Origin of the sequence: Acidipropionibacterium thoenii DSM 20276 (genome assembly GCF_000423445.1) — a bacterium.
GTDB lineage: Bacteria > Actinomycetota > Actinomycetes > Propionibacteriales > Propionibacteriaceae > Acidipropionibacterium > Acidipropionibacterium thoenii.
In genome coordinates this window covers 247138-257598 of the sequence record NZ_KE384019.1, presented here as the reverse complement: position 1 = coordinate 257598, position 10461 = coordinate 247138, and the positions used below count along the sequence as shown (strand labels likewise).

Annotated in this window: 8 protein-coding genes and 2 tRNA genes; 3 read left to right on the top strand and 7 right to left on the bottom strand. The window is 65.8% G+C overall.

Annotated elements, in window-relative coordinates; genetic code table 11:
• Positions 1 to 249: 249 nt before the first annotated feature.
• The 6 genes from G554_RS16880 to G554_RS0113020 all read right to left on the bottom strand — a co-directional run bounded on the left by G554_RS16880 (position 250) and on the right by G554_RS0113020 (position 7273).
• On the bottom strand, positions 250 to 2046 hold the full coding sequence (locus tag G554_RS16880) for an HNH endonuclease signature motif containing protein (protein ID WP_051233118.1): 1797 nt from the start codon (positions 2044 to 2046) through the stop codon (positions 250 to 252).
• Positions 2047 to 2661: 615 nt separating this feature from the next.
• Positions 2662 to 2928 carry a hypothetical protein gene (locus G554_RS17765; RefSeq protein ID WP_154654287.1) on the bottom strand — a complete coding sequence of 89 codons (267 nt, stop codon included), beginning with the start codon at positions 2926 to 2928 and terminating at the stop codon, positions 2662 to 2664.
• Positions 2929 to 3209: 281 nt separating this feature from the next.
• On the bottom strand, positions 3210 to 4898 hold the full coding sequence (ettA, locus tag G554_RS0113035) for an energy-dependent translational throttle protein EttA (RefSeq protein ID WP_027588240.1): 1689 nt from the start codon (positions 4896 to 4898) through the stop codon (positions 3210 to 3212).
• A gap of 219 nt (positions 4899 to 5117) precedes the next feature.
• Positions 5118 to 5699, bottom strand: coding sequence for a single-stranded DNA-binding protein (locus G554_RS16380; protein ID WP_084648547.1), 582 nt, complete (start codon positions 5697 to 5699; stop codon positions 5118 to 5120).
• Between the two features lie 139 nt (positions 5700 to 5838).
• Positions 5839 to 7173 carry a PrsW family intramembrane metalloprotease gene (locus G554_RS16375; RefSeq protein WP_051233115.1) on the bottom strand — a complete coding sequence of 445 codons (1335 nt, stop codon included), beginning with the start codon at positions 7171 to 7173 and terminating at the stop codon, positions 5839 to 5841.
• Positions 7174 to 7197: 24 nt separating this feature from the next.
• Positions 7198 to 7273: transfer RNA gene (locus G554_RS0113020), tRNA-Arg, on the bottom strand.
• A gap of 74 nt (positions 7274 to 7347) precedes the next feature.
• On the opposite strand from G554_RS0113020, the gene orn reads away from it, so the two are divergent.
• From orn to G554_RS0113005, 3 genes are all read left to right on the top strand, one after another.
• The gene (gene orn, locus G554_RS0113015; protein WP_027588239.1) at positions 7348 to 7962 is read left to right on the top strand and encodes an oligoribonuclease; all 615 of its coding nucleotides are present in this window, start codon (positions 7348 to 7350) and stop codon (positions 7960 to 7962) included.
• Positions 7963 to 8040: 78 nt separating this feature from the next.
• Positions 8041 to 8116 (top strand) — tRNA-His (locus G554_RS0113010).
• Positions 8117 to 8237: 121 nt separating this feature from the next.
• Entirely contained in the window at positions 8238 to 9470 is a 1233-nt protein-coding gene (locus G554_RS0113005; RefSeq protein ID WP_027588238.1) for an MFS transporter, read from the top strand.
• Positions 9471 to 9558: 88 nt separating this feature from the next.
• Here the strand turns inward: G554_RS0113005 and G554_RS0113000 are convergent, their stop codons facing one another.
• Positions 9559 to 10446 carry a LysR family transcriptional regulator gene (locus tag G554_RS0113000; protein WP_027588237.1) on the bottom strand — a complete coding sequence of 296 codons (888 nt, stop codon included), beginning with the start codon at positions 10444 to 10446 and terminating at the stop codon, positions 9559 to 9561.
• Positions 10447 to 10461: the final 15 nt, after the last annotated feature.

Genomic DNA, 10461 nt, shown 5'->3' with positions numbered 1-10461 from the left:
GCCTCTCGGGCTGCTCCTGCTTCGGGTTCCTCGGCAGCCCGCCGAAGCAGGCCCAACAGGTGGCTGGGCTGGGCCGTGCCATTCCGGTTGATCGCGGCGTCCTCGGAACCATGGGGCCGACCTCCCCTCGTTGCGAGTGACCGCGAGCTCCTCGGAACTATGGGGCCGACCTCCCCTCGTTGCGAGTGACCGCGAGCTCCTCGGAACCATGGGGCCCACCGTGCCCTCGTTGCGGTCGGCCCCGGCCCACTACAGCAGGACTTCCTGGAGACGACCGCGGTCGTGGGTCGGCGCGTCGGGGCCACTCTCCGGATGATCGAAAACATCGACCTCGTCTCGTGGATCCGGACAGTCTCGAAGATGGCCGAGTTGGACGGAGGGCTCCTGTGGGCCGGGGTCAGCGAGTCTCGTGTCGATTGGATCAGTGGGTTGGGCAGAGTTCTCCGGTGGGCCGAGATCAGCGGGTCTCGTACCGGTTGGATCAGCGGAGTGGGCAGAGTTCTCCTGTGGGTGTGGGTTGGTGATCGAGTTGCCGGTTGGATCTGTCGTGCGGGCGGAGTCCTCCCGCGAGTCTGGATCAACGGGTCTGGTGCGGCTCTGGTCTGTGAAGCGGGCGGAGTTCTCCCGAGGATCGGGGCTGCTGGTTCTGCGGTCGAGGTGGAGGTCACGGTGGTGGGCCCGGTATGCCTTCAGACGTGTGGGTTCGACGACCTGGGCCGTTCCGGTGGTCGGGTCGAAGACGATCGTGGGTTGGTCACGGTCGTGATGCCGGTCGGGTTCGACGATGGCGTGGTGGTGCCGACACACCAGAACCAGGTTGTCCAGCCGAGTGGCTCCCCCGGCCCACCACGGGCGCACGTGATGTGCCTGGCACAGGCGAGCCGGGGTGGTGCACCCGGGGTAGATGCATCCGCCGTCACGGTGCTCCAGGGCCCGCCGTAAAGCGGGCGTGACCAGACGCTCGGAGCGTCCCACGTCCAGGGTCTGGGAATCGCTGCCGAGGACAACAGGCAGGATCTGCGCGTCGCAGCACATCCGGCGCAGGGTTCCCGCATCGACAGGTACCTGCCCCTCGAGAGTCCCGGCGTCGATCAGGCCCTGCAGAGCGCGGTGCAGGTACTCGTATCCGATGGTGACCACGATGCGGGGCGGTTCACCGCCGGCTGACGGGACCAGATCCATCCCGGCCAATTGATGGGTGGCGTCGACCAGGGCGTCGGCCATCCGCTGGGCGGTGGTCCTCGCACCTTGCTGGTCGGCCTCACGGCGTAACGCCAGGTACCGGGCGGTGGTGATGGTCCCCTGGTTGCGCTGGGCTTTCAGGGTCTCCAGTACGGTGCGTTCGGCCTGCCGGCCCTTCTCGGTGAAGGCCTGCAAGGTGGCGATGACCTGTCGGCCCTCGGCCTGGGGCAGTGTTGCGGACAACCACACCGATCCGTGCCCGTCCTCACCCCACCTGAACCTGCGCTCGGCCACCGCCTGCCTGCGTTCAGCGGCGATGCGGGCGGCGCGGTCCTTGGCGTCTGGTGCGAGCCGTGGTGCGGTTGCCGCCAGGATGCCGAGGGTCTGGCGCGACAACTGGCCCGGGGCGCTCGTACGGGCGGCATCGATGAACTGCCCGGCGGCAGCCTTCTTCTGGTCGGAGGTCATCTCGTCCAGCGGTAGCCGGCGTATCTGGCGGCCGATCGCCACCGCATGGTCTGGGGTGATGGTCCCGGCCAGTGCGGCGTCACGGACGGTGTCATCGGCGGTCATCGCCGAGGCGCGGTGGACCTCTCCCAGGCCCTCGCTGGCCGAGCGCCCTTCCTCCCGTGCCAGGAAGTCGGCCAGCATCAGGCCGGTGGCCCGGTCGCAGGCGGCCGAGGTGGACACCGCATCGGTGGCGACTCTGGCACAGGCCTCGAGTCTGCGGGCCAGGGTCCGCAGACAGGTCATGGCCTGGACCTTCTCGGTATCGGGCATGGCGGTGAGCGCGGTGTGATTCAGGCCGTCGAGGGCCTGTGAGATCACCCGGGTCGCAGCCCAGAAATCCGATACTGGTTCCATGGACTAATCATAAGTGTACGGCGTCCACTTTGCAAGGAATGAACAGATCTTTCTCGGACGAATCCGCGGCCTTGGAGGCCTGTTCGCTGCACTTCTTCAAGGTCTATGAGTCGAAGCATGAAATGACCGATAACAGCCTAACTAATCAACGTTACCAGACGGCACTGACAGTTCTTTGGGAGTGCATGTGTGGCCTTACCGTTCCCAGTCTCCCCACCCTCACAGGCCAGTTCGAACGGTCCTCGGCGTGGGCAAGGTGCCGATCCCGGCATGGGCAAGGTGCTGATCCCGGCATGGGCACGCCGTGCTGATCCGTACGCGGGCAAGCAGTGCCGGTTCCTGCGGCAGCACTCATCCACTGGGTCAGCTCGAATGCACTCGGACCACCGGATGTATTCGACGGCGGGAGGCACAGGCGACCCAGCCAGAAAGAGTTCCGCCGTGCTGGCCGATTCCCCCTGTCCCCATCATCGGGTAAGGGCCATCAAAGGCTGCACAGTACCCAGTCATCACTCGATCAAGCGATCGATTTTTTTCGCCAAGCGACCTGCCAAAGTAGACCTGCAAACCCGGCGGATCTGCGGTTCACACCGGCGCCGAGATCCTCACTGATCCTCACTGTGCGGTGAGGGTGCGAGCGGTGCGGCGTCTCTGCCACGATGATGCGGCCATTGTCCAGACCGACTCGGCCATGCATCCCAGGGCCATCACCGTCGCCGCGAATCGGGCCGGGATGTCACTGGCCATCATGGCGATGACCGTGGTCGCCGCGGTCGCTGCCGCAAGAGACCAACCGCTGGCCGCCGGGACGCGCTCCTTGATCGCGCTCCACACCACTGCGCTGCAACTGATTACCGCCAGAACGGTGAGCGTGATGATCATGGCGGCCTCCCGACGTCGTTGAGGTCGAGATTAGGAGTTCACTGTTACGAGCGTTTGACGCTGTTACGGCACGATGCCCGAACCCGTGCTCTCCATGAACCGGCATCGGGGTGAACCCTGGATACAGATCGATGCCTCCCTGCCAGCTGGCAGGGAGGCATCGATCCTCTCAGGAACTCCCACGATGGCGGCCCACGAACCAATCGGTACCGAACCAGTCGGTACCGAACCAGTCGGTACCGAATCAGTCGCTACCGGGTTCCGCGGACCCCGCCTGGGCGTCACTCCCCGCGAGTGAGCCTGCGGTGCTTGGAGGCGTGCGGACGGGCGGCCTCCAGTCCCAGCCGGGCGATCTTGTTGGCCTCGTAGTCGGCGTAGTTGCCCTCGAACCAGAACCAGCTCGGCACGCCGTTCTCGTCCTCCCCCTCCCAGGCGAGGATGTGGGTCGCCACCCGGTCGAGGAACCAGCGGTCGTGCGAGGTGATCACCGCACAGCCGGGGAACTCCAGCAGGGCGTCCTCCAAGCTGGAGAGGGTCTCGACGTCGAGGTCGTTGGTCGGCTCGTCGAGCAGCAGCACGTTGCCGCCCTGCTTGAGGGTCAGCGCCAGGTTCAACCGGTTGCGCTCACCACCGGAGAGCACCCCGGCCAGCTTCTGCTGATCGGGTCCCTTGAACCCGAAGCTGGCCACATATGCCCGCGACGGCACCTCGAAGTTGGCAACCTTGATGTAGTCCAGCCCGTCGGAGACGACCTGCCACAGGTTCTTGTCCGGGTCGATGCCGGCCCGGTTCTGGTCGACGTAGGAGAAGCTCACGGTATCGCCCACCCGCAGCGTTCCCGAGTCCGGCTCCTCCTGACCGACGATCATCTTGAACAAGGTGGACTTGCCGACGCCGTTGGGGCCGATGATGCCCACGATGCCGGCTCGCGGCAGGTCGAAGGACAAGTCCTTGTACAGCACATGGTCGTCGAAGGCCTTGGTGAGCTTGCTCACCTCCAGCACCGTGTTGCCCAGCCTGGGACCGGCCGGGATGTTGATCTCGGCGGTGTCGATCTTGCGGTTGCGCTCGGCCTCGGCAGCCAGTTCCTCATAGCGGGCCAGCCGGGCGCGGTTCTTGGCCTGGCGGGCCTTCGGGGAGGAGCGTGCCCACTCCAGCTCCCGCTCCAGGATCTTGGCCCGCTTGGCGTCCTTCTTGCCCTCGATCTGGAGCCTCTGGCGCTTGGTCTCCAGGTAGGTGGAGTAATTGCCCTCGTAGGGGTGCAGCTTGCCGCGGTCGACCTCGCAGATCCACTGGGCCACGTTGTCGAGGAAGTACCGGTCGTGGGTGACGGCCAGCACGGCACCGGGGTAGCTGTGCAGGTGACCCTCCAGCCAGTTCACCGATTCGGCGTCCAGGTGGTTCGTCGGCTCGTCGAGAAGTAGCAGATCAGGGGCCTGGAGCAGCAGCTTGCACATGGCCACGCGACGCCGCTCGCCACCGGAGAGCACCGACACCGGGGTGTCGGGCGGGGGGCACTGCAGGGCATCCATCGCCTGGGACAGCTGGGCATCGATGTCCCACGCGTTGGAGGCATCCAGCTCGGTCTGCAACTCCCCCATCTCGGCCATCAGGGCGTCGAAGTCGGCATCCGGATCAGCCATCGCCGCCGACACCTCGTCGAAGCGCTTCAGCTTGGCCTTGATCTCGCCGACCCCCTCCTCGACGTTCTCCAGAACCGTCTTGTCCTCACTCAACGGCGGCTCCTGGAGCAGGATGCCGACCGAGGCGCCCTTGGCCAGGGTGGCGTCCCCATTGTTCGGCTTCTCGATGCCCGCCATCAGCTTGAGCATGGTGGACTTGCCGGCCCCGTTGGGCCCGACCACACCGATCTTGGCTCCGGGGTAGAAGGAGAGGGTGACGTCGTCCAGAATGACGTTGTCGCCGATCGCCTTCCGCACGTTGTGCATGGTGTAGATGAACTCTGCCATCGGCGCTCCTAGGGGTTGGAATGTCTGCAGCGTCGAGCTGACGCATGCCGCAGGTGTCGCCGCAGCGACGGGTGAACAGTGGTCTGAGGGCCCGGCCCCGCGCAGTGCTCGCGCATCAGGACGGCCGCAGGCCAGTATGCCAGCCACTCTGAATCCCGACCACCACACTTCGGCTGCGCAGAACATCGAGCTGGCTGCACGGGACCGGCCACCTCCGGCTCAACTCACCCGTATCTCTCCGGTGGTCAGGTCCAGCGCCTCGAGCTCGTCGGGGTCCAGCTCACCGTAGCCAGACGCGTCCCGGTCGAAGTCGTCGGCCTCGACGTCCTCCTCGACCCGTTCGGAACCGTCCGGGAGGCCCGGGAAACCTGGCGAGCGGTCGGTGAGCAGTTCGGTGACCACCGCACTCACCACCTCCCCCGGCTCCGCGATCGGGGCCTCCTCGGGCCTGGGGGCCGGCCGGATGAAGGTGCTGACCCCCCTCTGGAGGTCATGGCCGACCGAGGAGGCCTGGATGACCAACTGTTCATGACGAGTGCCGTCCTCGGTGATCCACGCCTGGGTGCGCAGTCGCCCCACGACCACCACGGGGTCGCCCTTCCGCAGTGATCGTTCGCAGTTCTCGGCAAGCCTTCCGTTGACCCGGACGGACATCCAGGTCGTCTCACCATCAGACCACTGGCCGTCGCGCAGGTATCGCGGCGTCTGCGCGATACGGAAACGTCCGCCGCACCAGCCGTCCTTCCTCACGACATCGACATCGGTTCCCAGGTTTCCGCTGATTGACACGTTCGCGTCCATGTGAGTTCCTTCCTCTCACATGCACTTCTCGTGGCCGAGGGGCCGATTTGCCGCTCCTGGGCAAATCTGTGGACAACTTCTTCAGGTCGTTCAAAAAACCCGCCAGCTGTGGACAACTCCCCCGGCGACTCAGCCGGTCTCAGGGCCGCGGAGGAGCCCAGGACACCGCTGCCCGGGATGCGTGCACAGGGGGCGCGAATCTCGGCACAGGACCGCCGGCGCCGCGCCGGGGCCACCATCTGGGCAGCCGTGGGGCGACCAGCCGGGCCCCCTTGGACTCGGTGATCGCCACCGGGCGCAGAGCTCGCAGCCGGTCCAGCAGGGCGACCTCCTCGGGCTCGGTGCCATCGGCGGTACCGCGCGTGACGGCGTCGCGAAGATAGGCCAGTTCAGTGGCCGCGCGCAGGAAGGCCAGGGTGCGCCACCAGGTCCGCACTCCGTGGGACAGCGCCACCAGGGTGACCCACCAGCGCTTGAACAGGCTGCTCATCACGATCGGGTCGCGAGGCTCCAGCCAGCCCATCACGGCGTAGTCGGCAAGCCGGTTGCGCACCATCGCCGCCTCCCGGATCAACCGCATCACCATGAAGCCGATGAGCATCGCCACCAGGCCCAGGGCTGCGAACCAGTAGATCTTGAGCTGGCTCTCCGGCACCACCGAGGAGATCCCGTTGAAGGCCATGTGACCGATCACCGCGGCCATGAACCCGGTCACCGGCGCCAGGATGCGCACCAGCCGGCTGCGTGAGCGCAGCCCGATTGCAAGTCCCAGGCCAGTCATCATGGTGAACAGCGGATGGCCGAAGGAGGTGAGGACGCCGCGCAGCAGGACGAGCTGTTTGAGCGCCCGGGTGGGATCCCCGGCCTGAATGGTGATGCGCGCGTAGTTGTCGGCGCGGGCGTAGTAGATGATGTTCTCCACGAAGGCGAAGCCGATTGCCGACAGCCCCGCCAGACTCACGGTCTGCACCATCGAGGTGAGACGCCGTCGCAGGAACACTGCGAACAGGAAGAGCACGGTGGCCTTGCAGGTCTCCTCGACGAAGGGCGCCGAGTAGATCGCCGGGCCGGCCCCCTCGCTGGGGTCGTAGCCGCCCTGGACCGAGAGCATGTGGGACATCCAGGTGTTGACCACCAGCGAGATCGAGGTGGCCACCGCCGCCCCCCAGGCGAAGGCTGTGAACCACATCGCCAGGTGCTGGGTGCGGAACCGGTCCAGCCAGATGAACAGCAGCGACCACACCGCCGCGGTCGGCCAGGCGTAATGGGCCGCCAGCTTGAACGATCGCATCGTGATGCCTGGCACGACGCCCTTCTTGCCGTCCTGCTCGACCTCGACATCGGCGTGCAGCTGCACGTACTGGCCGTAGAGCAGCACGGCGGAGAGGATGATCATCGCCAGCACGATCCACGTCCAGGGGCTGCGCAACAGGCGCACCCACCACGGACGCCGGGTGATCGTGGGCTCAGGCATGCAGCCACTGTAGCGGGACAGCGATGGCGGCCCGGGTGGGAGTCGAACCCACGCGCGACAGATTAGAAGGCTGCTGCTCTATCCACTGAGCTACCGGGCCAGCGCCCGCAAGTCTAGAGGATGACGCCGTTCGGCCGGCACGCGGCGTGGGTAGGCTGTTAGCCCGTGAACAACATGCTGGTGTGGATCGACTGTGAGATGACCGGGCTGGACCTGGCCCACGACGGGCTCATCGAGGTCGCGGCCCTGGTGACCGACGGGGACCTCAATGTCAAGGGTGAGGGGGTCGACGTCATCATCAAGCCGCAGCCTCAGTGGCTGGAGCACATGAACGACTTCGTGCGCGGGATGCACACTCACTCCGGGCTGTTGAAGGAGCTGGACTCCGGGATGTCGATGGAGGCCGCCCAGAAGATCGTGCTGGACTACATCAAGGAATGGGTGCCCGAGGCGGGCAAGGCTCCCCTGGCCGGCAACACCATCGGTACCGACCGATCCTTCCTGGCCAAGGACATGCCGGAGCTGGAGGCCTGGACGCACTACCGCAATGTCGACGTCTCCTCCATCAAGGAGCTGGCGCGGCGCTGGTACCCGGTGGCCTTCAAGCACACCCCGGCCAAGCAGGGCAATCACCGTGCCCTGGCCGACATCGAGGAGTCCATCGAGGAGCTGATGTACTGGCGCGAGGCACTGATGGTGCCCGCCCCCGGCCCGGACGCCGCGACGGCCAAGGCTGTCGCGGCCAAGTGTCAGGGAGCCATCACCGGAGCCGGTCGGGACGCCGACTGAGCGGCGCTCGGCGGATTTGCCAAGCTTCTCGGGGGTTCGATATTCTCTCCGAGTTGCCCGGATTCAGCCGGGCAGATGGTGGATATAGCTCAGTCGGTAGAGCACCTGGTTGTGGTCCAGGGGGTCGCGGGTTCAAGTCCCGTTATCCACCCCAGATGGGTCGGGACGTCCAGCTCCCGACCAAGGTGCCGGCGTCGTGGACATCGGGGGTTTCATCGGTCAGAGGCCGACGGGGGTGGAACGTGGCCTACGGGGGAGGCGACGAAGGAGTGCATATGGCAGCACGCGCGCAGGAGCCTGAGCAGACCCGCGGTGAGAGACTGCCAAGCGGCTTCTGGTGGTGGGCGGCCGCGACCGCGGTCTCCGGCCTGGGAACCGGGGTAGGTCGACTGGCGATCTCCTGGTCGGCCACAGGTTTGGGGGCCAGAACGGCGGGCTGGGTGAGTTCGTTCACGACGCTGCCGACCATCGTCCTCGTGCTTCTGGGCGGTGCTCTCGGGGATCGTATTGGCCAGCGTCTGGTGCTGACGCTGACGACGTCGGCCTCGATCCTTCAATACCTGACATTCCTCATCCTTCTCCACCTGCACGTCCCATTGCTCCCGTTACTGCTCATCAACGCACTGGTGCTCGGCAGCATCGATGGATTCGCCACACCGTCGACCGCTGTGTATGCACGACTTCTCGTCAGCGCTGAGGATGTACCGCGTGCAGTCTCCATCACCAATACTCGAGGACTGGTCGTGGGGATCCTTGCTCCGACCATCGGCGGGGTGATTGTGTCCAGATGGTCCCTGGCAGGAGCTCTGTGGGTTGATCTTGTCAGTTTCATCGGAGTGCTGGCAGTGCTCATCCTGATAAGGCCAGCGAGGTCTTCTGGAGCGACACATGGATCCGGAGGACACATCGGCGGAGATGTCCTGGAGGGAATCACACACCTCGCACATGAGAAGTGTCTGATCGAGCTTCTGCTGTCCCTGATTCTTGTGTCGGCGGGGATGTTGACCGTCAACTCGCTTGCGTTGCCTCTTCTGGTGCGTTCGCGGCACTGGCGAGCGAGCTCTCTGGGAATGCTGTCGACCGCTTGGTCGGCGGGCTCTCTCATCGTGAGTGTTCTCATCAGCGCTCGCGGGCCGGCGAGACGTCCCGTGGTGCTCATGGTGGCCGGTGTCGTGTTGTCGGCGTGTTCGTGCTTCGCCCTGATGGTGACTCCGACGGTGTGGGCGGGAATCCTGGTCATGGCCTGCATGGGTTCGGGAGTGGTGCTGTTCACGGGTCACCTGGGCCCGGCGTTCATCTTCCTGACCCCTGAGGGAGAGATGTCGCGGTTCAGCTCGGTGCTTCATTTGGCGCAGGTGCTGCCAGTTGCCGTTGCTGCGCCCGTGATCGGCACAATTGCTCAGAGGTTCTCGGTGCAAGAAGCGTTGCTGACCATGGGCCTGTTGGTCCTTGGTGCAGGTGTGCTGCTCTGCACTCGAAAAGCGGTCAGAGACATTGTGCTGCCATAGCGGGCAGGCACATCGTGGATACGTCGTTGAGGAAGGTTCATGCCTCCGCGCGGTGGCATTCGTCGGCGTGATGAACCCATCACAGTCCTCAGCGCGCTTGCGGATCACTGCGTGGCAGGAGGCGGTCGAGGAAGGCCGCTGCGGCATGGTTGGGGTGCGGTTGCCAGACGACGCCCAACTGTGATCGGGCGCGGTCGTCGGAGATGGGGACGGCGATCACCCCGTCCCAGCCCTCTGCGGTGGTGGCACTGACGATGCCGACGCCGACACCTCGACTGGCGAGCATCTGGACGCCGACCGGGGAGGAGACCTCCCAACGCGGTGCGACTCGTTCCATGCCGGCCCGGGCAAGCAGGCCGTCGAGGGCGGTGCGTGCGCCCGTCCCGGAGGGCAGAGCGATGAGCTCGGCGCGGGCGATCTCTGCAGGGCGGACAAAGCTCCTGGCGGCCCAGGTGTGACTGGCCCCGACGATGGCGACGGTGGGGTCGTCGAACACGACCGCGCTCGGGACACCCTCGGGTGCTGTGCCGGACCAGGCGGCGATCGCGACGTCGACGGTGCCGCCGCGTACTTCTGCGATCAATGCATCTGAGGTGCCTTCGTGCAGCCTCAGGTCGATGCCGGGGTGCTCGGTGTGGACAGCAGCCACGGCGTCGAACAGCGGAGGCCAGTTCAGGCCGGTGACGGTCGCCACCCGCAATGACCCGGTGACCAGCCCTCGAATGTCGTTCGCCGCCGAGGTCACGTCGTCGACCGCGGCGAGCGCAGCACGCGCGTAGGGAAGGAGTTTTTCCCCGGCAGGGGTGAGGGACACCCGCCGGGCGGTGCGGTCGATGAGGGTGACGCCGAGTTCGCGTTCGAGCTTCTGCAACTGGGTGCTCACCCCGGACTGACTGATCCGCACTGCCTCTGCGGCGGCGGTGAAGGTACCGGAGTCCACGACAGCGATGAAGTAGCGAAGCTGGTGGAGTTCCATATCTGAAAATGATAG

Bases quoted from the DNA above. Each gene is read 5' to 3' on its own strand.
- G554_RS16880 (WP_051233118.1), bottom strand. From the start codon at position 2,046: ATGGAACCAGTATCGGATTTCTGGGCTGCGACCCGGGTGATCTCACAG.
- G554_RS17765 (WP_154654287.1), bottom strand. From the start codon at position 2,928: ATGATCATCACGCTCACCGTTCTGGCGGTAATCAGTTGCAGCGCAGTG.
- ettA (WP_027588240.1), bottom strand. From the start codon at position 4,898: ATGGCAGAGTTCATCTACACCATGCACAACGTGCGGAAGGCGATCGGC.
- G554_RS16380 (WP_084648547.1), bottom strand. From the start codon at position 5,699: ATGGACGCGAACGTGTCAATCAGCGGAAACCTGGGAACCGATGTCGAT.
- G554_RS16375 (WP_051233115.1), bottom strand. From the start codon at position 7,173: ATGCCTGAGCCCACGATCACCCGGCGTCCGTGGTGGGTGCGCCTGTTG.
- orn (WP_027588239.1), top strand. From the start codon at position 7,348: ATGCTGGTGTGGATCGACTGTGAGATGACCGGGCTGGACCTGGCCCAC.
- G554_RS0113005 (WP_027588238.1), top strand. From the start codon at position 8,238: ATGGCAGCACGCGCGCAGGAGCCTGAGCAGACCCGCGGTGAGAGACTG.
- G554_RS0113000 (WP_027588237.1), bottom strand. From the start codon at position 10,446: ATGGAACTCCACCAGCTTCGCTACTTCATCGCTGTCGTGGACTCCGGT.